The organism is Alishewanella jeotgali KCTC 22429, from assembly GCF_000245735.1.
In the GTDB taxonomy this organism is placed as follows: domain Bacteria; phylum Pseudomonadota; class Gammaproteobacteria; order Enterobacterales; family Alteromonadaceae; genus Alishewanella; species Alishewanella jeotgali.
Window position 1 is genome coordinate 418807 of record NZ_AHTH01000005.1, and the last position, 24594, is coordinate 443400.

The window sequence follows — 24594 nt, forward strand, 5'->3', positions numbered from 1 at the left end:
ATTCTAATGGACATAATCGAAACAACTACCAAGCTACTCGCTCTTTTTAATTCGAAGCAAAACCCGCTGTTTGACGAGCGCGGCGCTCAAATTATCGAACTTGCCAATAAGTGGGTTAAACTAAACCAAATCTCGCCCTTGTCTCAAGAGGCGGCTGAGCAATATCTAGAGATGTCGTCGAAGAATCTCTATGCACTGATGTTTTTGTATTCATTGCTTGGACAAAGTAAGAGTATTAAGCTTAATTTTGATCAATTAGTTAAACAGATTACTCAATCTGAGTTGCATCCGAATGAGAAATTCTTTTTATACAATCAGTTAAAATCACTTTCTTTTCAAGGTTTAAATGCAATTTCAAAATCTGAATTAAGTGCATTGTATACTGATATTCTGTCCTCATTTAACAGCTATCTCGCCCCCAGCCTTCGCTACATCTCGGCAAGTGAGAGAAACAATAATTTGGTAATAGTTTTTACTGGCCAATTTTTGGGAATGCAGCACGCCCCCTCGAAAACGGCTTTGGACAGAATTCGCGTTTTAATAGAAACCTTAAACAAAGAAGTTGTTTTTATTAATACCTGTGAGCTTCTTACTGCAGCAGGCGCCATTCCATGGTACGGCAGTACGATTTCAACCCGCTATGAATTTGAACAGCAAATTATCGAGTTTAAGGGTTGTCATTTTAAGTTTGCACAGTGCTCTAAAGCGATGCCAAACCTTCAGGAAATGGCCTCAATACTAGATGTAGTTAAGGCATTAAGGCCAAGTTTCACCCTAACTATTGGCGAAAGCCTGCTGGCAGATATTAGCAGCCAGATAGTACCTAATCTTGTAATCGCTACTGTCTTTAGCAGCTTACCCTACACCCGAAGCCAATTTCGGGTCATTGGCCGCCCAGTTACCGCTGACGACTCCAAGTTTTTAGAGGAGCAGAATTTATCACCAGAAGGCGTTCTTGAGAGTCTTTTTACTTTCGATTTTAAGCCGCAGACTCATCACTACACCAGAACTGAGCTGAATTTACCATCAGATAAATTTGTGGTTATGATGGTTGGCGCTCGGCTGGATAGTGAAATTACTACTGCATTTATTGAGACACTCCGACCACTTTTTAATAAGGGGGTTTGTTTTGTGACAGTGGGCCAATTCGATTGCTACGAGCGCTATTGTCAGCAAATACCAGGCTTTGAGGAGAGCTTTGTTCACCTCGGTTTTCAAGAGGATATTTTGGCGGTACTTGAGTGTTGCGACCTCTACCTTAATCCCCCTAGAGTTGGGGGTGGCAGCTCGGTAGCTGAGGCTCTGTATAAACAAAAACCGGTAGTAACGTTAAACAAAGGTGACGGTGCCGTAACCGCTGGCCAAGCATTTGTTGTAGAAGACGATGAATTGCTGGTTGAGACCATCTGTAGATATAAAGAAGACGCGGCTTTTTACTTTGCACAGCAACAGGAGGCTGAACAACGCGCAGCGCTTTTGACCAACAGTGATAAAGCATTTGCAGAAGTTATCCAACTCGCTTTTTTGAATACCTTGTTTGACCTACCTTGGCAGGTTCCAACAAAATCCTAAAACCGAGGCGGGATTGTTAGATACTGCTACTCCTCTTTCCCCAAGTTATACTTCCGCATTTTTTCGACCAGCGTAGTGCGGCGCAGGCCTAATACCTCCGCCGCCCGGGCGACAATAAAATCATGTCGTTCCAGTGCCTGAGAGATAAAACGCACTTCCAGCTCGGCTAAAAACTCTTTGAGATCTAAACCTGTCTCTGGCAGCTCCTGCAGCTCAAAAGATTGGCTGCCCGCAGCAAAAGCCAGTTGAATTTCGTCAAACGCCGTATCGGGTTCAGTCGCGACCTCAAGTTCCTCATCCGGCGTCTGAAATAACGCATTGAGTAAATCGCGTTCCTGTAATTCCTCGGGATAAACTGGCTGATAAGAGTCGACCTCCAGATGCTGGTATTTTTTGGGCAGCTCTGCTACATCAACCACTTGATCCGGATACATAATTACCATCCGCTCCAACAGGTTAGCTAACTCGCGAACGTTACCAGGCCAGGGATGTAGTTTCAGACTTTCCAAGGCACGCTCAGTAAATTTGACTTTGGCCTGATGCGCCTGATATTGCCGCTGTAATAACTCATTAATCAGCAGAGGTAAATCCTCTGCCCGTTCGCTAAGCGCCGGTGTTTCAATCGGGAATACATTCAGGCGGTAATATAAGTCTTCACGAAAGCTACCATCGCTAATCATAGTTTCCAGATCGCGATGCGTGGCAGCAATAATCCGCACATCAGCTCTAATGATTTGGGTGCCACCCACGCGTTCAAAAATTCGCTCCTGCAGTACGCGCAGCAACTTAACCTGCATTGGCTGTGGCATATCACCAATTTCATCCAAAAACAGCGTACCGCCCTGCGCCAATTCAAAACGGCCTTTGCGGGTAGAAATCGCGCCGGTGAAGGCACCTTTTTCGTGACCAAACAGCTCACTTTCTAAGAGCTCAGCCGGAATCGCACCGCAGTTGATAGGCACAAAGGGGCCACTGGCCCGGGTCGACAACAAATGGATATTTCGGGCGACGACTTCTTTACCGGTACCCGATGGTCCCAACACCAGCACGTTGGCCTCCGTTTTTGCGACTTGTTGGATCAAGAACCGGACCTTTTGCATTGCCGGAGTTTGCCCCACCATGCCGTCAAATTTAGCCTGGCTGTCTGCCATTTTATGAGTTGGCAGTAAGCGATGATACTGCTGAGCATCTCGCAGCAGCTGAGTGAGGCTGTTGTAGGCAAAGGGCTCGGACAACACGCCAATCACATTTGCATGTTCGAGCAGAGACGACTGACTATCGCCAACCAGTAAAAACGCGCAGGCTGGAAATTGCCGCACCAGTTTGTGTGCATCTAACTCACCGCATTTCCCGAGTAATACCACAGCTTCTGAGTCTAGCTGCAACTTATCCTGCACTGACGCTGGATTAAGCTGCTGCTGAGCTTCGCCGATAAAACTAAGTACTGTTGCCAAACGCTCGGCTCGATCAATTTGCAAATCAAAGATATACAGCAGCGGTGTGGAAGACATAGCAACACGATTTATTCTGGTTATTTGTTTTCATTGTACAAGCTGAATGTCAGCATGCAAGATGAAATGCTGGTTTTTTGACGCTAAATTAAGACCCACGTCAAAAAACCAGCGGAATTTAATGGCTGGTTAACTAAGAAACGACAAGGCCTGCTCTGCGGAGACCCGGGCCTGCAGCGCGACATTGATTGAACTTTGCGTCAGGATATTAGCAGCGGCGCGATCGCTGCTAGCGCGCGCATAATCTAAATCCGCGATCCGACTACGTGCATCTGAGGTGGCGACTTCACGCCCAGAAACCGCGTTTAATGCACTTTGCAAACGATTAATACTGGCTCCCGTTTCCGCCTGAAAAGCACTAATCTGCTCGCTGGCAGCACGAATACTGCTTTGTGCAGTAGTTAAACCTTGTGGGTTTGTCAGATCTAAATTAAAGATATTTTGTGCTGATAGTAGCGCCTGTGCGTCACGCGTTTGCAGATTAAGTTCACCGTCACCGGCATTAAAGCTGCGCGCCGAATCACTAAATAAGCGGTTACCAGCAAATTCTGTTTGTAAACCTTGCTGTATATTGGCCAGATAGCCCTGTGCTTCTGTTTGCAATGTCTGACGGTCTTGCGCACTGTAGATACCGTTACCCGCAGCTATCGCTAAGCGGTCTAACTCCAGTAAGTTATCATTAACCCCCTGCAGCGCCTGCTCGTAAACCCGGGCAAAGGCGATGCCATCTGCCAAATTCCGCTGCCCTTGTTGCTGGGCATTAATGGCACTGGTTAAACGGTTACTGATTTGCAGGCCGGCAGCATCATCGGCTGCACTATTGATACGTTTGGCGGTGGCTTGCTGTTGCGAGAGCTTTTGTTGCTGCTGCAGTACGTTATTTAGGATATTACTGTTGGGGGGTGTAACCTTCATCAGACACCTCAGACATTTCAGATCGCTATCGGCTAAGCATAGCTTGGATTAGCCAGGCGCTCAACTTTACGACAATTAAGCCGATAACTTAGCAGTGTTTTGTCTGCACAAAAAAAAACAACTAGACTACAAGTTGAGTAAATTGATTTCGCTCGGTTTTTTTATAAAGTTGCGTTAATCTGTTGGCAGGTCTCTAATAACAATCACAATAACAGGTGAGCGAATATGTTTGATGGTAAATCAATCCTGATTACTGGCGGTACCGGTTCGTTCGGCCATAAATATACTGCTACCCTGTTAGCGCGTTATAAGCCAAAGAAAATCATCATTTTCTCCCGCGACGAACTAAAACAATATGAGATGCAACAGCGTTTTCATGACCGCTGTATGCGCTACTTTATTGGTGATGTGCGGGATGCGGAGCGTTTACGGCGAGCTATGCATGGCGTTGACTATGTGATCCACGCCGCAGCCTTAAAACAAGTGCCAGCAGCTGAATACAACCCCACAGAATGCATAAAAACTAATATCAATGGTGCTGAAAATGTGATTAATGCCGCCATTGACTGTAATGTTGATAAGGTTATTGCCCTTTCTACGGATAAGGCTGCTAACCCGGTTAACTTGTACGGTGCGACCAAACTCGCTTCAGATAAGCTTTTTATTGCAGCCAACAATATGGTGGGCAGCAGTCGACCGCGTTTTTCAGTCGTGCGCTATGGCAATGTGGTTGGCTCCAGAGGATCTGTGGTGCCCTTTTTTCAGCAACTGATTAATCAAGGTTCCGACCATCTTCCAGTAACACATCAACAAATGACGCGCTTTTGGATCACCCTGCAGCAAGGGGTCGATTTTGTGTTGAAGAATTTCGAGCGGATGCTGGGCGGTGAGATTTTTGTACCTAAAATCCCCTCTATTCGAATTACAGATTTGGCAAAAGCCATGGCACCCGATTTACCGATAAAAATTGTTGGTATTCGTCCCGGGGAGAAATTACATGAAATGATGTGCCCCGGCGATATGTCTTTTCATACCTATGAATTTGCTGACCATTATCTGATTGCGCCAGCAATTAAGTTTTTTAACCGTAGCAATGATTTCACCACTAATGCCCTGGGTGAGCACGGACAATTAGTTGAGCAGGGTTTCGAATATGTGTCGGACACCAATCCGCACTTTTTAACTATCGATGAAATCCGTCATTGTAATCTGGTGGCTGAGCAATGATACCCTACGGCAAGCAACAACTGGATGCAGCCGATCTTGCAGCAGTTCAAGAGGTACTGCAATCCAATTGGCTCACTCAGGGGCCTAAAGTGCCGGCTTTTGAACAAGCCATTGCCGATTATTGTCAGGTCTCGTTTGCCGTTGCTGTTAACAGCGCCACCTCCGCCCTGCATATCGCATGCTTGGCATTGGGCGTTGGCCCAGGTGCTCGGGTTTGGACTTCGCCTAACTCTTTTGTCGCTTCAGCTAACTGTGCCCTGTACTGCGGTGCTACTGTCGACTTTGTCGATATTGAGCTTGATTCCGGCAATATGTCCGTGGCGGCACTTGAAGAAAAGCTAAGACTGGCGCAGCGGCAAAATCAGTTACCTAAAGTGGTGATACCAGTACATTTTGCCGGTCAGTCCTGTGATATGCAGGCAATAGCCGCCCTGGCTGAACAATATGGCTTTCATATCATTGAGGATGCCTCGCATGCGATTGGTGCCCGCTACCAAAATCAACCCGTAGGTAACTGCCGTTATTCAGATATCACTGTGTTTAGCTTCCATCCGGTGAAAATTATTACCAGCGGTGAAGGTGGCATGACCACCACGCAAAATCCGAAACTTGCACGGAAAATGCAGATGTTACGCAGCCACGGTATCACCTCTGAAGCTACAGAGTTGACCGAGCCAAGCCATGGTGTCTGGTATTATCAGCAGCAATTACTTGGGTTTAATTATCGTCTAACCGATATTCATGCCGCGCTGGGTTTAAGCCAGTTTTCCAAACTGGATAGCTTTGTGAGTGCGCGCCAGCAACTGGTTGAGCATTACAACCAGGCTTTTAACCGTTATGCCGAGATTAAGCCTTTGAGCCAACACCCTGATAGCTATAGTAGTTATCATCTTTATGTTGTAAGACTAATAAGTCTGACGCAGGAACAACACAAAGTCTGTGTCGGATACCTAAGACAACACGGCATAGTTGGGCACTTGCACTATACCCCTATTTACCTGCAACCCTACTATCAACAGTTAGGATTTAAAGCAGGCTACTGCCCACAAGCTGAGAACTATTATCAACAGGCGGTAACTCTACCTTTATTTCCGGGTTTAACACCTGAAGCACAACAGTTCGTTGTAACAACTTTAAGCGCATTTTTAGAGCAGTAGCAATGAATATCGCGATTATTCCAGCACGTGGTGGTAGTAAGCGCATACCCCGGAAAAATATTAAGGACTTTTGTGGTAAGCCAATGCTGGCTTATCCGATCCAGGCAGCATTACAAAGTGGCGTAATTGATAAAGTCGTGGTCTCGACCGACGACGCTGAAATTGCTGAAGTCGCGCTAGAATATGGTGCCGAGGTGCCTTTTCTACGACAATCGCAACTCGCCGACGATTATACCGGCACTACAGAGGTGATCCGGGATGCGATTTCGCAACTGCAATCTTTGGGTTGGCCACTCGAGCACTGCGCTTGCCTTTATGCTACTGCACCCCTATTGGATGCTGGGCTAATTGGTGAACTGCTGCATAGACTTGTCGCAACTAAGGCAGATTTTGTGTTTACCGCAGCGCGCTTTGCTTTTCCTATTCAAAGAGCATTAGTGTTAACCGAAACCGGCGGAGTTGCCCCTTTTGACCCAGCCAGTATCAGTAAACGCTCACAGGATCTGATACCGACATTTCATGATGCCGGTCAGCTTTACTGGGCTAAAGCATCGACCTGGCTTGATCTGCAAAAAAGTGTGTTTAGCGCCAACTCACAACTTTACGAACTGCCATCGCATCGGGTTCAGGATATCGACACACCAGATGACTGGCGACGGGCTGAATACCTATATCGGATGTTACAACAGGAACAGAGCTAAGATGCGGGTACTGTTTCGGGTTGATGCGTCAGTAACAATAGGTAGTGGGCATATTATGCGCTGCCTAACCCTGGCAAAAGCTTTGCTAAAACATGGAGCTATATGCCGTTTTGCCTGTCGGAACAATAAAGGGCATTTAATAGATTTGCTACAACAAGCTGGCTTTAAGACGTTAAGTTTGCCAGCGGAGCTTTTTGGCGAAGAAGATGATGCACTCGCTACATTAGGGCTAATTACAGAACCCTATCAGCTGTTGGTTATTGATCATTACCAGCTTGGTCAACGATATGGCAAGCTACTGCGCCAACGTTGCCAGAAAATTATGGTGATTGATGATTTGGCAAACCGTCCTCTTGAATGCGACCTGCTGTTGGATCAAAACCTGCTTCCGGATATGGATAGTCGCTATCGTTCGCTGGTACCAGCGGGTTGTCAGCAGCTGTTAGGTCCACGTTATGCTTTACTACGCGAAGAATTTTATCAGCCGCATTGTCAAAGAATTCCAAACCACCTTTTGGTCAGTTTTGGCGGTAGCGATGAACAAAACTTAACCTCTATGGCAATAGAAGCCATTGCCAGCCTAAAGTCTCTCCCTGTTACTGCCGATATAGTGATAGGGCTAAATAACCCCTGGCAAGCCAGTATCAAACAGCAATGTGCACAGCTGTCGAATGTTCAGTTACATATTCAAACTAATGCTATGGCGGTATTAATGCAAAAAGCGCAATTGATGCTCGGCGCCGGCGGTGCAACCCATTGGGAGCGCTGTATTACTGGTTTACCAGCCTTAGTGGTGCCAGTGGCAGAGAATCAGCAAGCAACGACAGCGTATTTAGATAAACTGGGCGCCTGTGTCTGGATAGGAGCATACAGTGATATTTCGCCAAGAATTATTGCTGACAAGGTTAGTTACTATCTTAGTAAACCTGAGCAACTAGCAGCGATTAGCGAAGCGGCAAAGCGCGTAATTCCAAAAGACACCGGTACACTCCAGGTCGTAGAGCAACTTACTAAGTCGGTAGCATAAACAACATGACAGAAATTAAGATCGGCAATCGGTTAATTGGCGCCAAACAACCGCCTTTCATTATTGCAGAATTGTCCGGTAACCATGACCAATCGCTGGATAAAGCTTTGGCAATGGTCGATGCAGCAGCAAAATGTGGTGCTGATGCGATAAAAATACAAACCTACACTGCGGATAGCATGACACTAGACATTAGTTACGGCGATTTTGTTATTCAAGATGCTGATAATTTGTGGCAAGGCCAATCACTACACGATTTATATCAAAAAGCCATGACACCGTGGAATTGGCATAAAACGATTTTTGACCGTGCAGCTTCGCACGGTATGCTGGCCTTTAGCACACCTTTTGATTTGGCTGCTGTCGAATACCTCGAACAATTAAATACACCCTGCTATAAAATTGCTTCATTTGAAAATAGCGACCATGGTTTGCTGGCTGCGGTGGCTAAAACCGGTAAGCCAGTAATAATGTCTACCGGCATGGCAACACAGAGTGAGCTAGCGGAGTCAGTTGAGGTTCTTCGAAAACATGGCTGTTGTGATCTTATTTTACTTAAATGTACTTCGCATTATCCGGCCGCCCCGGTAGATGCTAACCTAGCAACCATACCACACCTCGCTGAATTGTTTGGCTGCCAGGTGGGCTTATCTGATCATACAGCAGGTATAGGGGTCGCGGTTGCAAGTGTCGTGCTCGGTGCAACAATCATTGAAAAACATTTTGTGCTGGATAGAAGTGAAGGTGGTGTCGACGCCGAGTTTTCATTGGAGCCAACAGAGTTCTCCGCCTTAGTGCAGGAATGTAATCGAGCAGCTGTCGCACTAGGCAAGGTGACCTACGGCGGAACTGAAAAGGAGCAAGCATCACGCAAATACCGGCGCTCACTTTATATTGCCGAAGATATGCAAGCAGGTGATGTGTTTAATCCAACAAATCTGCGTTCGATTCGCCCAGGACGTGGGCTGGAGCCTAAATACTTGCCAATGTTGCTGGGAAAGCCAATTAGAAAGGCTGCCAGCAAAGGCACTGCAATGAGCTGGGATTTGATTTAATCCTATGCCTATAGCAAAACGTTACCCGCTGTCTGAGTTTAAACCACTAACCATCGACTTACTCGAGCAGGTATGGCGATGGCGTAACTTGCCAGACATTCGGCGGAATATGCATAGCAACGCTAGTATTAGCTGGCCACAGCATCTTAACTGGTTTGAGACGCTGCAAAACGATCCACAGCGCAAATTTTTTGTATTTTTTCAGGATAACCGGCCTATTGGGGTATTAAATTTTACCCATCAGAGTAAAGGCGCAATGGCATGGGGCTGTTATCTGGGTGAAACCAATGTCTGGCCGGGTTCAGGCTTACTACTCGAAATTGCTGCCCTCGACTATATTGCCAACCAAGCAAACTACCACACGCTTTACGCAGAGGTGTTATCCTTTAATCACAACGTGATTAAACTGCATCAGTTATTTGATTATCAGCAACTCGAGGACAAGACTGGTGGAGTGCGCGATAATCAACCTTATGTTGTCAAAATCTTTTGTTATCAGCTCGAGCGTTGGCGGCTCAACCGCGACGTCATTTTGGCGAAATTGCCTAAACAAATTACTGCCGCCGCTAAGCAGATCTTTTTTTACTAAAAACAGGTTTAACCGTGAACATAGAACAACATATTAAAGATAGCTTAACCCAGGTCGCACAGCTGGCCAATTGTCATTTAATTACCGATATTGAACAAGATACTGTACTACTGCAAAGCGGGCTGGATTCACTTGGTTTTGCCATGTTAGTTGCTCAATTAGAAGAGGACCTGGGTATAGATCCTTTCAGCGAAATGCAAATCGCAATTTACCCACGTACTTTCGGCGAGTTTGTCAAAATTTACCAGCTGGCGCTAAAGGCTTAATTCTTGTTATGTCGCTACTGCAACGTTTAGAGCAAGCGAATTATCAAACAACAGCGATTGCAGCTGAATGTGAATGTAGCTATAGCGAATTAATCAATAATGCCCAACAAATTCGTCACCAATACCCAGATTTAAAACACCAGACCGTCGCGGTACGCTTTAAAGATTTATCAAATTTCTGTGCGCAAATACTGGCATTCGATGGCTGGTGCAGCAAGCTTTACTTGTTATCAGATAAAGCTTTACTACCTGATGACATAACATTGTTTCCCGACGGCGTTAGCAGCATAGCATCGCAGCCAGAACACCGTGAGTTGCTCTCGAAAGAAATTACTACTCACTGGTTTATGGCCACTTCCGGGACCACAGACATACCAAAGTGGATTGGTCATAGCCTCGATAGCTTAACCCGGGCAGTAAAAATAAATGTCAATAACGCAGCTCTGCGCTGGGCTCTTTGTTATCAGCCAACACGCTTTGCTGGGCTACAAGTTGTCCTACAAAGCCTGCTCACAGGAGCTACACTGGTTGACTGCACTAACGGTGATGCAGCGCAGCGATTTACTGAGATGCAAAGAGGTGCAGTCAATGCAATATCTGCAACTCCTTCCTTATGGCGTCAGTTGCTTATGACAAATGAGATGTTAAGTCTACCACTTAAGCGGATTACTCTCGGCGGTGAAATCGCCGGACAGCGGCTGCTAGATAACTTGGCAGCGTTATTTCCTCAGGCTAAACTACTCCACATTTATGCTTCAACTGAAGCTGGGGTAGGCTTTGCAGTTTCCGATAAAAAAGCTGGTTTTCCACTTAACTGGCTCAAACAAGGCCATAACGGGCTCAGTTTTAAAGTAGATAGCCGACAACACTTATGGTTGAAACCTCCACAGAAACCTGACATTAACCTAGCAGATCGAATAGATGTTGAGGGCTTTCTCGACTCGGAGGACTTAGTTGAAGTTACCGAAGACCGTGTCCACTTTCTCGGCCGGGCCAACGGCCTAATTAATGTCGGCGGTAGTAAAGTACAGCCGGAGCAAGTAGAGCAAGTATTACTGCAACACCCCGCAGTGTTGCAAGCTCGGGTCTATGCTAAAAGCAACAGTGTACTAGGCCAACTCGTTGCGGCAGATTTGCAAGTCGCGCCAAATCACGATGTCAAAACATTGAAACTTCAGCTTATTCAACACTGTATGGCGTCATTGGCTCGCTATCAGCTACCAACGCAGCTAAATTTTGTTGACAACATAGCGACCAATGCCAGTGGCAAACTAAGTCGTAAGCGAGAGGATAAAGAATGACTAAATTGGTGGTGGTAACTGGCGCTAGTCGCGGTTTGGGGCTAACGATTTGTCAGCAGTTACTAGTTTCAGGATACCACGTGCTGGCACTTGCAAGATCGCAAAGTCCAATGCTGACTGGTTTACTCGCTGAATACTCAAGCACACTAAACTTTGTCGCAGCTGACTTATCCGATTTGGAAAATATTTCATCGCTGTGCAGCAAACTAGTGCAGCAATACGGCAGGCCGTACGCCCTTGTTAATAATGCAGCCGTCGGCTATGACGGCGTACTCGCTACCATGCATAATAGTGAGATTACGAAACTTCTGGATCTCAACATTCAGGCACCTATTTTGCTTTGTAAATACCTGCTAAGGCCAATGTTACTAAATCAAAATGGGCGTATTGTAAACATATCATCAATTATCGCCCGCACCGGCTTTAATGGTTTAAGTGTGTATGCCGCCAGTAAATCTGCATTAGAGGGGTTTAGCAAATCACTGGCGCGCGAAGTGGGCAAAGCTGGCATTACCGTTAACTGTGTAGCGCCGGGCTATATGCAAACTGATATGACGCAAAGTTTACAGGGTGACAAGCTAGAAAGTATTAAAAGGCGCAGCCCACTGGGCCGACTTGCTACACCGGATGATGCCGCAGCGGCGGTGCTGTATTTGCTAAGTGAGCAAGCTGCGGCAATAACCGGCAGTATTATTACTGTCGATGCTGGTAGTGCGGCATAAATTATAGATTTTATTTTCAGCTCAACAGGTAAAGACAAGAAGCATTTATGAGCAAGCCAAACGTTTTACTGAACAAATCTGAATTAAATTTCATTGCCTACTACCAACGTTTCAGTCAGCTATATTATAGCTCGGAGACAGCCATTATCTATGGCACAGGTGACAATGCAAGGAGGGCTTTCGAATATCTAAGTAAAGGGAGTTTGTCCATAGCGGGTTTTTGTGAAAGCAGCGCCATCGATGATAAAAAAACCTTCATGAATTTACCTGTATTTTCTGTTGACACAGCTATTCGTGAAAACGTTATCATTTTAATTGCTAGCAGTTGGTACTCCGACATTATTAAAGGACTTCAGAAACGCAGCTTCACTAATTACCTTAATATAAGCCTGCTTGCAGTAGCACGATTTGCTCCTAGTACTAACATCGACGTAGAGATTTCGTGGTTAAAGTCTATGCTTGACCTCAACTCGCAACAGATACTTAGCGACCTGTTTGAAGCAATATGCAGTGAGTTGCAGTTTTCTTATCCTCGGAGCACATACCCGCAGTATCTTCACCCCGATATTTTGATTCAAGAAGACGCGCTGGTCGTGGACGGCGGTGCATGCCGAGGTGAAATTTTTGGCACTTTCGCTGGGCAACTAAGAGGTAAAACCTTCATATGCTTTGAACCTGACCCACAAAATGCGACTTTATTGCGTCAGCATCTGTCTGCTCTTGCTCCAGAAGCAACGGTTATATTAGAAGAAAAAGGACTTTGGCATAGTGACGGCATGCTTCGGTTTATTGCGGCAGACACTTCCGGTGCTCACTTCAACTGTACGATAGATGAACGCGGCACTACAGAAATTAGAACCTGCTCAATCGACACCTATTTCCAAAAATACGGGCGTGTGCCCGACTTCATCAAGATGGATATAGAAGGTGCAGAACTCGACGCGCTGGAGGGCGCCAAAGGGGTCATAGAGCATCATCATCCGGCGTTAGCGATTTGTACCTACCATTATCTTGATGACCTATGGGTAATTCCAAGATGGATTACCAGCGTCTACAGCGGCTATAGCTTACGTCTGGGCCACCACTCAAACAGCTGGTATGAGACTGTGCTATATGCGGGAGATATTAACCATTGATACTACCAAGATATAATATTAATCGATCCATTTGCCCCGGCGAACAGCTGTTATCTCACGTTCAACGTTATTAACAACATATCTATCCAGCTTAAATAAGTCCGAATAAAACTCAGCATCTCTGACTGTTCGATGTAAATTGTCACCATGCATGTCATGAGAACCGGCCTTTCTCGTAGAGATGTTTAACAATATAACTCCGTCGGACGAAAGAACACGATTTAGCTCTGTCGATAAAGTTAATATATCCTCTACATCAAGATGCTCAATGACATCAAAACAAGTGATAACATCAAAATAATTATCTTCGAAAGGTAAAACATCATTATCTAAAAGAAATAACTTGCTACTCTCTATCCCTCTTTTTTTGGCAATACTTAATGCAACTTCGCTTACGTCTATACCATAGGAATCCTTACCAAATATCTTGGATCCTAACAAGCCGACGACGAAACCAACTCCACAACCATAGTCGAGGTGTCTTTTCCCCACAGCTCTAAGGACTTCTGAATACTCGATAGCTATTCGGTATCCCGGACTCAGCTCTGCCTTCAAATACTCTGGATTGTTAAGAAAAACATGATCATAAATCTTTGAATAGAATGAATAGTTCATTTATCGTCTCAAAAACATTAAGTTTACTTAATAACAAACCATGTTGGATATTCACAATAAGGAATTGGTTCGTGACAATCTATGATGTTTAAAGAAAGAGAATTTGTTTTTACAAATGAATCAACAACCTCCATAACCATCGGCCAATCAGGATGATAGTCATCTCCCGCGAAAATTCCGTTTGGTTTCAATTTAGGAAACCAATCATGCAAGGTCTTTCCTTCCTCCTCACCTGTATGGGCATAACCATCAACATAGATAAAGTCAAAATAACTATCAGGAAATAAGTCTAGCGCTTCGTCAAACCTCATCTTAATCAAAGAGTACTTCTCTTTGAAACGTTCGAGTTTCCTCAATGCAGTTTTGTACTGATAGACATCATGCCCCCTATCGCCAGCATACATATCGACACCATACAAAAAAGACAAATGATTTAACTGCATTATTCTTTCAGATAAGACACCTTCTGCAACCCCTAATTCAATACCAACGCCCCCCTTAATCGCATTAAAAATGACGCTTTCTCTTTTAACTTTAGTCATGCTTGAGGCCTCCATGAACGAAATTATTTTCTAGCCGGGTGCGAAAATCTGTCCGGCCATAATCCGGAACATTGATACGACAATACTCATCAAACCTCTTTAATTCTTTACTCTGCAATGGCGTCAAAGGCTCGCCCAACACGCCAAAAAGAACACTAATCGATTCGTCAAAGCTCATATCATTCACACCTGAAGGCGCCAAAGAACCGCCACCTTTAAAAAAGGTATCGATTTCTAATGGAACATCATTTTTTACTATCTGCAAACCTGCTAACTCAGGATAGAGGTGACTGTCTCTGCCAATCTCTGTATTGAAACCGAAAACCCTAGCTGGGACATTGTTACGATGTGCATCGTATAACAACGTCGAGTATGTTGACAGCAAAAGATGGCAATGTACCAGAATCTGATCGACCGAGATATCCAGTAGTCCGGTAATAACATCATCGATAAGTAAGACATTTTTAAACTGACTGCCATAATTAACAGCGCAGTCCTCAGGATGAGGCCTGACGAAAAATAATATCTCCGGGTGTTTTCGGCTCATCTCTTCTAATACAGATCTTACATCAGCGCTGTTTACATTATGCGCGTTAGCCCAATGAAGGTTAGTTGCGACCATCACATATTTTGAAAACTTCTGCACCCAACTACCTAAAATCTCAGAAAGACCCTTTCCGGAACGGCAATAAACAGGTTTGACATTACCGACGGAAAATATTTTTGAACGAAATACCTGGTGACACCGAAGCTTAACCTCCTCCGCAACCTGCTCGTTCCAAACGCAGGTATATTCCGTCATAGTACAAAAAACATCTGGCAAGGTTATGCCGTGCTGCAGCGTCACGGTAACCACTCGTCGTTCACGTGCTTTCTCAATGAGTCGAGAACACGAAAAATGCATAGGAGACTGTGGACCGAGTGTTGATGTGAATAACAGGTCACCTGGCAGCAACCGGTTCCGATCAAAATCGGGGAGATTTACAGAGCTAATACAGTGATTATTCAAGAACTTTTGGACGATCATTAAATGATGAAAAGCGAAATTACTATTATTCACGATGACCTTGACAGCTTTACTACCCCAGCGGGATACCAGGCCCCTTAAAAATACAAGGTCCTGAAAAAAGTGTACTAAATAGTAAATAGCGAAGCTGCCCGCCGGTTGGGCGGAGTCTGATGAGTAGCCAACAATATGACGATCGTTAGATAACACAGGAAAGACCGAGGTAGCCTTGGTAACTTCCACAGCGTATATGTTGGGCGATAAAATATCGGATCCGTCTTTATAAGGGCAATATTTACTCCAATGCGCAGCTATTAGATTGAAACGATTATCATCAAACATTATATGCGCGGCAAGACGCGCAGTTTTAAGAACAGTAAGGCCTAATGATCGGATAATACTCAACCATTGATCTTTCGGGGCAGTAGTTTCAAAACGAGATGAAAATGACGGGCCAATTTGAAATACTAATACCTGTGAATCCTGGTTATTAAACGACGAAGAAATAAAGTGTCGCATATTTTGTAAACTGAACTGATTGAGTAGGAGGCAGTTTGGAGCATCAAGCCACCGTTGAAACAATAAGTATCCTTCCGTACCAAGGTGAACAACCTCCACAGTTGCAGCGCCTGCGTACAAGTCAGACAGACGATATATCAACCTTGTGTAGGTGTCTGAATGGGAAGACTGCGGCAATTCAGACATTACAGACCTAATAGACGGGCAATAAATTTAGAGAAAAACAACGTCTTAACCCGCACGGTGTAGTACCTAAACCCATTGTATACAAACCCCAGCCACCCATAGCTCAACACTATCTGCCCCTCATGCCACAAAGAACGTCTGATAATCCCGTAATTTACCCTACGTAATGCGTCCGACTTTCTTATTGATAACTCAAGGCTGCGGGGGATCAGAATCCTCCTCGTCTCACCACTGGCATCGTCCCGTCTTTCAGATGAGTAAATTATTTCAAGTTCACTCGGAGACGGATGGCTTAAAACTCTGTTTATCACGTTTAACACACTGTTGATGTCGTAGGGTAGCGGAGACCTGAAAAACTCTGCAATTGAAGATTGCTCGTTATTTAAGACGAGATTGACGTTTGGCTGAAAAGAAGAAAAATCGGACATTGAGGAAATATTATCCGGCTCCAAAAGCTTCTCAATAAAGTGCCAATGGCGTAAGACCGCCGTATGGTTTAATTCCAAACTTGCCGCCGCAGAGGAACCCATTAATCCATATATGAAGTCTTGATGTGATACCGGGTTTACCTTTTTGTAATTTGAAAAGTAAACAAAGCCACTAATACACCGAACATCGGGGAAAAGACCGCTTAAAACTTCTGACACTGTGCCATACAGCCCGGAGTCGACAATGACGGCATTGTCACCTGGTCTCGAAGGGAAGTTAGCTAACAACAGTTCACGTTGATAAAGCAGGTAAGAGGATATTGAATCCATATTGCCGTCAATAAGCGCGTCAACAGCAAGCCATTTACTAACAGAACCCGGAGTAATAGTAGAATTTAAGATATTTTCCTCAAAGAACGCAGTATATTTAATCGGGCAAATCACTTCCTGGCTTTCCAACAGCTTTGCGATAAGATAGCGGATAGTCTTTTGAGGGAACATTACAGAACACATATGCCCACCCCATAAACTGCTTTCTGCTAAAGCTGCCTTAACTACCACTAATCGCGATACGGGAAAATCACGCATTTCGTACCCAGGAGAAATTCTGTTGGCAGCAAGAAACATTTTATAAAATTCGTATAAAACAATACCAGAGCGCCGGCAGAAATAGAGCGTGGTGTTTCCAACTGCAGAGTACATCGTTGCCAAAGCGTGAAGCCGCTGGCAGAACTCAAAGAAATAGGGCCCCATCGTCTGACGATACAGCTGATCAAAATTCATTATTAAACTTACTCCCATACTCAGGTACAGAAATAAATGCGGTGTCCTTCCCGTCTTTTAGATCGAAATAATATTTTCTATCAAAATGATATTGCTGTTCCGTTAACTCTTCGCTACGCCTCAAAGACCATAAATACATTTCGGGGTGGACAAGCGCCAGCGGATTTTGAGTGCGTTGTGCGTCGACGAGGCCCAGTGAAGCAGCCGTTTCCGACTTAATAAATAAAAATATGTTTTGTTTATACCAAAACTCGATACCTGGGAGATCCCATATAAGCGGCCTAATTACATCGTAACAGTCGTATCCAAACGAAGAAAACAATTTACACCAGTAAGCAGGCCAGTTTTCGGTGCGGTGCCCTGTCCCCCCCTGATAAGGAATGGCTGCGGAAAATAAAACGACATCACCATGAGCACTCAAATTTTGAATGAATGACGTGTGAGACTCAACGTTAAGATGTTCTGCAACTTCCAATGAAATAATTAAATCATATTTTTTACTCAGGGTAAAAGACTTGCAAACGTCTAACTCGCGAAAGCAGGAGGGGGGGATCATCAACATATCTTTCGCAGAAGACCCACCGTCGACACCGAAGATATCTCCGACTCCGTGATTATGAGCTGCTGCGAGCCACGACCCTGTTCCGCATCCCACATCTAATACTGATTTAGGTTTCCCTATTAAGTCGAAAAGAATCGATAACGTCGCCACACCTGACCTTAGTGAGTAAGATGCTTGATTTATATAGAAATTTTCATTGTAAATGTCAGAATCACTCATTTAATATTCCTCTAAGTGTCAAATCCGTCAATAACCCCAATATCCGCTCTTTATAATAGAAATATTTGTTTCTAGGCATAAATGTTGCTGACACCTTATTTGCTAGCGGTATAAGGTAATCACTGGCATAATTGTCTCCAATATGGTGAATTTTGTCCGGCGCAACAGAGTATTTTTCAATTATCCACGTAAATGCATTCCCACGATGTTTTGAAACGCCAATTTCGTTACTCATGTAAATTTCACAATGTAGTTCAGCATTATTCTGTGTCAAAATTTTTCTAATAAATTCAGACGATAAATACATATCACTGAGTAGTATCACCTTTTTTCCAGACTTTTCCATCGTAACCAGAAACTTCACTAGTGGAGAATTCAGTTTCAATGATGAAAATTCAAAATTATATTCTGCTTCTTCTAACACAGATATCGTTATTTTTTCGTCAGATAGCATCTCACACTGTATTTTATGAATTTCTCTAAGTGATGGCTCTGCGATCAGTCTTTTCTCATATAAATTGTATAGCCATCGATGCGCTGTAAGTCGTGCCAGGAAAATGTGTTCAATGCTAGATTTCTTGCTTTGACTAAGCTTGTTAACTTCCCGGGCGGTAGCATAAAACCTGGCTTTTTCTGAGCAACCGTCGCGGAGCAATAACGTATCGAAAATATCCACACAAACCACGGTGACACCAACAGGTAACACTATTTTCAATGCCATTTAAATTACTACCCTCGATGAACTTATCATATAAATCCCACTTCCGGCGCTTCGCGCTTTATGAAATAAGCTATTTCCTGATAATAAGCAAAAGACGCTATGATAATGAAATTAATGCCAGAACCCGCTAACTCTCCCGGGTCCCGCACCGGACAGCCATTTAATTCTAAAATTCCGCCCCACCCTCTATCATATATAACCACTGGCTTAAGCCCCGCAGAAAGCAATATTTTTAGAATTCTCTGACCTGCCTCACCCGCCCCATAAACTGCAAAGTTATTTTTGTGAGCAATAGCGCACTGTAATAACTGAACCAGGTAGCGATCAGGAAAAGTATTCTCGTAAAACTTTAAATTTAACCGATAATCTATAATTTCTTGAGCGTGCCAGGGAACTGAGATGATATCTGAGGCATTCAGCACTGAAGATAGACGTTTGGCAATCGCTTCGGTACCTTCCAAATTTCCAAAAATACTTAACAGATTTCTGTCATTATATGATGTTGAACTGAAGTTCACTGATGACAGACGTTCCTCAAAAATACCGATGAGTTGATACAGATTTTCGTGATACTTGGGGGGAGTTATTTTAAGTAAGTGCGCAAAACTCGTCAGTAAAGACAACATCATGTTAGCTGAGATAACTTTTTCTTTTAAAAAATACTGCGCAACATTGTAACTCCAAACCGCAGCACGAGTCTTGTCCATTCTATCTCTTACCGTCGACATGGTCCCTTCCCGACGATAGTAGATAACACCAACAGAATGGTGAGTAACCAAGTTAACCCCGTCAACCACCATTCTTAAAATCAGATCATAATCTTCATGACCGCCCTGCACTCTTTCTTCCTGAGAAAACCCTTTATAACGTCGTAAATCTTCCGCCCAGTATAAGTAAATGTGGGGGGGGCCTATATTAACCATCAGTAATGCTGATAAAGGCGCACCGAATGCCGGGATGACATCAGTCAGATTATCAGAGTCTTCATTTATCTCTCGGAACCCTATGCAACTTACAGTATTTTTCGCCCCTAACATATACACTTGGTCTGATATACAATCTGGTAACAGCTCATCGTCTGCGTCAAGAAATTTTATGTAGGTGCCTGATGCAAGTCGTAAGCCGGTATTTCGTGCTGCAGATAAACCTCTATTTTCTTGTCTAATTAATTTTACCGGGACGCTGTAACAATGTGTGATTTCTACCGGCGGATTACTACCGTCATCTATCACAAGCACCTCAAGGTCTTTATATGTCTGCCGCTGAATAGAATCTAAAGCACGAGGTAGCAAATGTCCCTGCTGAAAACAGGGAATCACTACTGTTACTGTTCTGTTTTCTTTATTCATTATGATAATGTCCTTCTCTCAAAATACGTGCCTCTGCCAGCTGGCAACGCAATGATCCCGGTGAAATCTGCACAGGTAACTTAGATTATTCCACGGTAAGTAATAATTTTTATCTCCACGCCGGTAGTCAAATAAACTGATCTTATTGACTGTACAATCTCGCTGCAAAATGCCCTGGAGGCGACGCTATACGTATTAAGTCCTAATTTAAACGCTTCGTCTAATGTAATAACTTTTCTGTCTCCTATATAAAAGGGTCCAGACTTTGCTCGCTGGTCAATAATATATGTCACTGCTATGCCGTGGTATGTCAATAAATCAATGACTTTTGTCCCTAGATTACCTGCTCCATAAACCGCAGTTTCTAAGATATTATGGCTTTTTAATATGTGTAATAACGCGGGTGGGACTTTATCGTCATCTTGATAAACAGCCAACTCTCCGCAAAGTTGCAGTTCACCTGGGAATGCTAAGGTTAGTAAGCCAGGGTACCAGAAACCCTGTTGTTTTTGATCAGTCGCGCCATCCCTTAGTAACCGGTACGCTTCACAAGCTGAGTTAACGCTCTGCCTAACTTTTAAAATATCTGCCTCTGGCAGCAATCGAATGCTTTGACCACAAGCCAGTGGAACTGGTAGGTCTGCCACCGCAGCAGCCTCTTGCCATGTGGGATACATTACAAAACGGTATAACACAGCAATGAAATAACGACGTTCGGATAAGTTAACCCCCTGATCAAGCCAATTGGACTTCGCAGCGTTTTTGCTCCACACCATAACTGCGTGGTAAAAAGTATCTAGTTTTTTATCTAGTGTCGTTGAAACAGCAAGACGGGACACCGTTATAGGTTCAATGGTCCCCGCATTATCGGTATAGGCGCGGGTGGAGCAAAGTGTCCCATTGAGTAGGATCTCACTTATCTCTGGGCTCGCAGCCATTTGCTCTGACCAATCTTTGCATGCAACTGTTTGAAAGACATGTAACTTTTGCGTTAACGCGATTGGGATGGCTCTCTGACTAGCATAAAACATGAAATAATGTACGGTATCTAAATCTGCCACTCGATTAACGTTATGCAGCAGGCTTCCGCCACATCCCCAGTCCAGAATGGCCACCTCAGCTGAATTAATCACACCCTGCTGAGCAAGATATTCAGCTAATAATTCCTGTTGATTACTCAGGTGGTTCTTTATCTTATCGCGCTGTTCTTCTAACCAAATAACTAAGTCTTTCCAATTATCACTATGAACAATGTCGCTTAGAAATAAGGTTTGGTGTTCACTCCACATCTTTGGGCATTCCAAACCAATATCTTCAAAAAACTCAGCAAGAGTGTAGGCGCGTCGCTGGCAAAGCTGGTAGATAAGATCCACAGACCATTCTCTGGCAGGCAAGAAACTAGAACGTCGGGAAATGCTAAGTGTGCGGACCTCGATGCAGTGTCCCGGGATTAGTTTAATCAAGCGCGAGATTAGATCGCCTTCCCGCAAAATACAGAATAGAGTTTGCACCAGGTATTTTTTGCATTCCTGAATGACCCATTTAGCAAATGAGAACAGTACCGGAGCATATACCTGACCGGCTAAATACGAAATCGGTTTACCGTCGCTATACCAGCGCCATTGTTTACGAAGCGGCTCCAGCCCCGCAACTGCTAATGGCATCAAACGCCGCTCGTACTTTAACTGCGCCAGATAATCATCACCTAATGGTAAATGACAACACTTTAGTCCGGCTAATGTAGCCATCTGAAAATCTGCTATGTTATCATCGCCAATGTGAAGAACTCTCCCGGGTTCCAAGTCAAACTCTTGCAACGGAAGTCGGAACAACCCCCCGTCATGCTTGCTCGCTTTATGCTCACACGAGACGTAAAGTTTAACTGGCTTGAGGTTAGGAGTCCTGACTTCAAAAAATCGTGACATCAACCTAGAAGGCAGATACATATCCGACACTAAAACGAGAACAATCCCATTATTTCTCTGATTAGTAAGCCATTCAGCCAACACTTGGTTAAGACGCCAGTTGTTGTATTCTATTTCTAATTCTAATTCTGCTAACTTTTCACCGGATTCGCTTGGCCAAAAAGAATATATCTGATCAATTTCTACCTCACGATGCCCTTCTTTTTGATACATATTGCGTCGTGCTGTTTCCTCCGCTTCTTTACGACACAAAACAAACCAGTCTGGGTCATCATTACTTATGATTCCACGTTCATGTGCGCATATAGCTAGTTTTCGCCATAATTCGTCGATAGTTCCATCTTCACGGAAAATCAAAGTATCAAAAACATCGCAAAAAATAGCAGTAAGAGGCTGGGAAAGTACAGCTTGCTCCAACTTATTCAAACTAGAAATATCTTTCATAAGCTTCCTACTTTAATATGGTATTGAACCGAATTAATGCATTATCAACTGCATCATCCATATTAAAGTATTTATACTCTGCCAGCCTGCCAAGAGGAATTAGCTGAGGATATTGTGCCGACAGTATTTTGTATTTTTCGAACCGCTGCTGGTTATCCGCAGTAAATACCGGGTAATAAGGAATATTTCTTTCAGGATCGTTTTTATCGTAATCCTGAGGGTATTCAGTAACGATGGTGGTGCTATCTGACGGTTCAGCAAGAATATGTTTAAACTCGGTAATACGGGTAAAGTCAGGCGCATTAGGGTAGTTAACGGTGGTTGCCGTCTGAAAATAAGGGCAATCAAGCTGCCGGAATACAAACTGTAACGATCGGTAAGGCAATTCACCAAACTGATAAACAAATAGCTGATCAAGCATGCCGGTGTATATCAGTTTGCCATTAAAAGGTTTTCCATCCAGCCATACTTGTCCGTTTTCAAGTTTGATTCTATCTAACGCATTCTGCTTAAGCTGAACTTCAATATTTTGATGTGCTAATAAACGGCTTATAAGTACAGTATAACCTTCAGCTGGAATCGCCTGAAATGTATCATGAAAGTAGCGATCATCTCGGCTTAAAACTACTGGTACTCTGGCTAGCACTTCTGGTGCAATTTCTTCTGCCTTAATACCCCATTGCCGCATGGTGTAGTTAACAAAAATATTGTAGTAAATCCAGTCTGCGAGTTCAGCCAACTCTGGATCATCTGTTTCACGCAACTTAGTAATAGAAACCTTGTTACCTGCACCGTATAAAGCTAATAACTTTGCTTCAAGAGCAATAGCTTGTTCCGCAGGGTAGACTAAGTGAAGAGAGTTTAAATTAAAAGGTAATGGAATTAACTTACCAGCAACTTCAGCTAAGACTTTGTGCTGATAGGGATGCCAGTCAGTAAAGCGTGACAAATATTCCCAAACTTCTGGCTTAGATGTATGAAAAAGATGTGGGCCATATTGATGTACTGTGATCCCTTGTTCGTTCTTCTGATCAAAGCAATTTCCCGCAATATGAGAGCGCTGCTCCAGCACTAAAACTTTCCAACCCAATACGCTGGCAAATCTCTCTGCCATCACAGCACCTGAAAGCCCCGCTCCTACCACTATAGCTTGATAAATACTCATTCTGTCCATCCCAGTATTTCAGATACTTTTTCGGGTGCAGACCGATGTTGATACACTAATCGGTGCCGCTCGTCGAAATAAAAGTTATCGCTAACTGAAAGCTCAATCATCTGACGAAACAAATCAAATTCGTCTTGGCGAAGAAAAAATAACGCAGCTGAAAAATAAACGTGGTTCACTCCCTGCTTAATAGTGTCCTCATCTACACCGAAGCGATTACCTAGCCTGCAAGAATTTACTAATTCTTCAGTTACCCTTATACGACGCTGAACATTTCTCTGGGTTTGGCCGCCAAAGCTATCCTGGTGGATCCGATAACGGCCCAAAACACTATCGATTCGGTCAACTGTACCGCCAGCTAACCCTAGATTCATAATATGCCAGGGAAAGTCGCAAATAATACTATTACCATGTTCAAGCGCTGCAGTCATATTTTCATATCGCCGAACCATTACACTACTTGCTTGTAAAAAAACAGTATATTTAATCAGGTGTTTGATATCGGCTTGCTTTGGGATGTATCTATAGTTATAGAAGTCGCGTGAGAAAAATTTAATTGTCTCTCCAGTTTTGCTATCAAACATATCTGACTCATGGTAGACAATGCGACATTCCGGATGAGCATCCAGATAATCTACCTGTTGCTGAAGTTTACCAGGCAAAGCGATGTCATCGCCATCGAGATAAGCTATATACTGACCTGATGCTTCTGATAATAGATTCTTCATTGTTGATACGAGGCCCGAGTTTATGGAATTCTCGATAACGACAAGATTGTCAAAACTTGAAGAAAGATATTCAATTATTCTTAAAGATTGATCAGTCGATTTGTCGTCACAAACAACAACCTCGTATTTAAAGTTTGTTCTCTGAGTAAGCAGACTAAGTAAGCACTCATATATATATGGTGCTTGGTTGTAGCATGGAACAATAACTGATAATTTCACTGAG

Annotated in this window: 23 protein-coding genes; 11 read left to right on the forward strand and 12 right to left on the reverse strand. The window is 43.8% G+C overall.

Annotated elements, in window-relative coordinates:
• Positions 1–6: 6 nt before the first annotated feature.
• A complete protein-coding gene (locus AJE_RS03490; protein ID WP_008949689.1) occupies positions 7–1572 on the forward strand; it encodes a glycosyltransferase in 1566 nt (521 codons plus the stop codon).
• 26 nt (positions 1573–1598) lie between these two features.
• Here AJE_RS03490 and AJE_RS03495 read toward each other — a convergent pair whose 3' ends face one another.
• Together AJE_RS03495 and AJE_RS03500 are read right to left on the reverse strand one after the other, a co-directional pair.
• Complete coding sequence (locus AJE_RS03495) at positions 1599–3068, reverse strand: sigma-54 dependent transcriptional regulator (RefSeq protein WP_039928023.1); 1470 nt, start codon at positions 3066–3068, stop codon at positions 1599–1601.
• A 144-nt stretch (positions 3069–3212) separates the two neighbouring features.
• Positions 3213–3998, reverse strand: a complete 786-nt coding sequence (locus AJE_RS03500) for a flagellin (RefSeq protein ID WP_008949691.1) — start codon at positions 3996–3998, stop codon at positions 3213–3215.
• A 225-nt stretch (positions 3999–4223) separates the two neighbouring features.
• Between AJE_RS03500 and pseB the strand changes: the two genes are divergently transcribed.
• The 10 genes from pseB to AJE_RS03550 are packed head-to-tail and all read left to right on the forward strand — an operon-like array spanning position 4224 to position 13179.
• The gene (gene pseB, locus AJE_RS03505; protein WP_008949692.1) at positions 4224–5225 is read left to right on the forward strand and encodes a UDP-N-acetylglucosamine 4,6-dehydratase (inverting); all 1002 of its coding nucleotides are present in this window, start codon (positions 4224–4226) and stop codon (positions 5223–5225) included.
• Positions 5222–6382 carry a UDP-4-amino-4,6-dideoxy-N-acetyl-beta-L-altrosamine transaminase gene (pseC, locus tag AJE_RS03510; RefSeq protein ID WP_008949693.1) on the forward strand — a complete coding sequence of 387 codons (1161 nt, stop codon included), beginning with the start codon at positions 5222–5224 and terminating at the stop codon, positions 6380–6382. The genes pseB and pseC overlap by 4 nt, the downstream gene beginning before the upstream one ends.
• Positions 6383–6384: 2 nt before the next feature.
• Positions 6385–7083, forward strand: coding sequence for a pseudaminic acid cytidylyltransferase (gene pseF, locus AJE_RS03515; protein ID WP_008949694.1), 699 nt, complete (start codon positions 6385–6387; stop codon positions 7081–7083).
• Between the two features lies 1 nt (position 7084).
• The gene (pseG, locus tag AJE_RS03520) at positions 7085–8110 is read left to right on the forward strand and encodes a UDP-2,4-diacetamido-2,4,6-trideoxy-beta-L-altropyranose hydrolase (protein ID WP_008949695.1); all 1026 of its coding nucleotides are present in this window, start codon (positions 7085–7087) and stop codon (positions 8108–8110) included.
• A 5-nt stretch (positions 8111–8115) separates the two neighbouring features.
• Positions 8116–9165, forward strand: a complete 1050-nt coding sequence (gene pseI / locus AJE_RS03525) for a pseudaminic acid synthase (protein ID WP_008949696.1) — start codon at positions 8116–8118, stop codon at positions 9163–9165.
• Between the two features lie 4 nt (positions 9166–9169).
• Positions 9170–9754 carry a UDP-4-amino-4,6-dideoxy-N-acetyl-beta-L-altrosamine N-acetyltransferase gene (pseH, locus tag AJE_RS03530; protein ID WP_008949697.1) on the forward strand — a complete coding sequence of 195 codons (585 nt, stop codon included), beginning with the start codon at positions 9170–9172 and terminating at the stop codon, positions 9752–9754.
• Positions 9755–9768: 14 nt separating this feature from the next.
• Positions 9769–10020 (forward strand): acyl carrier protein, encoded by a 252-nt coding sequence (locus tag AJE_RS03535; RefSeq protein WP_008949698.1) that lies wholly within the window; start codon positions 9769–9771, stop codon positions 10018–10020.
• Between the two features lie 8 nt (positions 10021–10028).
• Positions 10029–11321, forward strand: coding sequence for an AMP-binding protein (locus AJE_RS03540; RefSeq protein WP_008949699.1), 1293 nt, complete (start codon positions 10029–10031; stop codon positions 11319–11321).
• The gene (locus AJE_RS03545; RefSeq protein WP_008949700.1) at positions 11318–12043 is read left to right on the forward strand and encodes an SDR family NAD(P)-dependent oxidoreductase; all 726 of its coding nucleotides are present in this window, start codon (positions 11318–11320) and stop codon (positions 12041–12043) included. Before AJE_RS03540 ends, AJE_RS03545 begins: the two co-directional genes overlap by 4 nt.
• 47 nt (positions 12044–12090) lie before the next feature.
• Entirely contained in the window at positions 12091–13179 is a 1089-nt protein-coding gene (locus tag AJE_RS03550) for an FkbM family methyltransferase (RefSeq protein ID WP_008949701.1), read from the forward strand.
• Positions 13180–13197: 18 nt separating this feature from the next.
• Here AJE_RS03550 and AJE_RS17925 read toward each other — a convergent pair whose 3' ends face one another.
• The 10 genes from AJE_RS17925 to AJE_RS03600 all read right to left on the reverse strand — a co-directional run bounded on the left by AJE_RS17925 (position 13198) and on the right by AJE_RS03600 (position 24590).
• Positions 13198–13794 (reverse strand): class I SAM-dependent methyltransferase, encoded by a 597-nt coding sequence (locus AJE_RS17925; protein ID WP_008949702.1) that lies wholly within the window; start codon positions 13792–13794, stop codon positions 13198–13200.
• Between the two features lie 23 nt (positions 13795–13817).
• Positions 13818–14336, reverse strand: coding sequence for a class I SAM-dependent methyltransferase (locus tag AJE_RS03560; protein WP_008949703.1), 519 nt, complete (start codon positions 14334–14336; stop codon positions 13818–13820).
• A complete protein-coding gene (locus AJE_RS03565) occupies positions 14329–16047 on the reverse strand; it encodes a glycosyltransferase family protein (protein ID WP_138984189.1) in 1719 nt (572 codons plus the stop codon). Before AJE_RS03565 ends, AJE_RS03560 begins: the two co-directional genes overlap by 8 nt.
• On the reverse strand, positions 16047–17258 hold the full coding sequence (locus AJE_RS03570; protein ID WP_008949705.1) for a hypothetical protein: 1212 nt from the start codon (positions 17256–17258) through the stop codon (positions 16047–16049). Before AJE_RS03570 ends, AJE_RS03565 begins: the two co-directional genes overlap by 1 nt.
• Entirely contained in the window at positions 17248–18039 is a 792-nt protein-coding gene (locus tag AJE_RS03575) for a class I SAM-dependent methyltransferase (protein WP_008949706.1), read from the reverse strand. The genes AJE_RS03570 and AJE_RS03575 overlap by 11 nt, the downstream gene beginning before the upstream one ends.
• The gene (locus AJE_RS03580; protein WP_008949707.1) at positions 18032–18760 is read right to left on the reverse strand and encodes an HAD family hydrolase; all 729 of its coding nucleotides are present in this window, start codon (positions 18758–18760) and stop codon (positions 18032–18034) included. Before AJE_RS03580 ends, AJE_RS03575 begins: the two co-directional genes overlap by 8 nt.
• Before the next feature lie 26 nt (positions 18761–18786).
• Positions 18787–20109, reverse strand: coding sequence for a glycosyltransferase family 2 protein (locus AJE_RS03585; RefSeq protein WP_008949708.1), 1323 nt, complete (start codon positions 20107–20109; stop codon positions 18787–18789).
• 80 nt (positions 20110–20189) lie between these two features.
• A complete protein-coding gene (locus AJE_RS03590) occupies positions 20190–22478 on the reverse strand; it encodes a hypothetical protein (RefSeq protein ID WP_008949709.1) in 2289 nt (762 codons plus the stop codon).
• A 7-nt stretch (positions 22479–22485) separates the two neighbouring features.
• Positions 22486–23643: a UDP-galactopyranose mutase gene (glf, locus tag AJE_RS03595; protein ID WP_039927962.1), complete on the reverse strand. Its 1158-nt coding sequence runs from the start codon at positions 23641–23643 to the stop codon at positions 22486–22488.
• Positions 23640–24590, reverse strand: coding sequence for a glycosyltransferase family 2 protein (locus tag AJE_RS03600; protein WP_008949711.1), 951 nt, complete (start codon positions 24588–24590; stop codon positions 23640–23642). The genes glf and AJE_RS03600 overlap by 4 nt, the downstream gene beginning before the upstream one ends.
• Between the last annotated feature and the right edge of the window lie 4 nt (positions 24591–24594).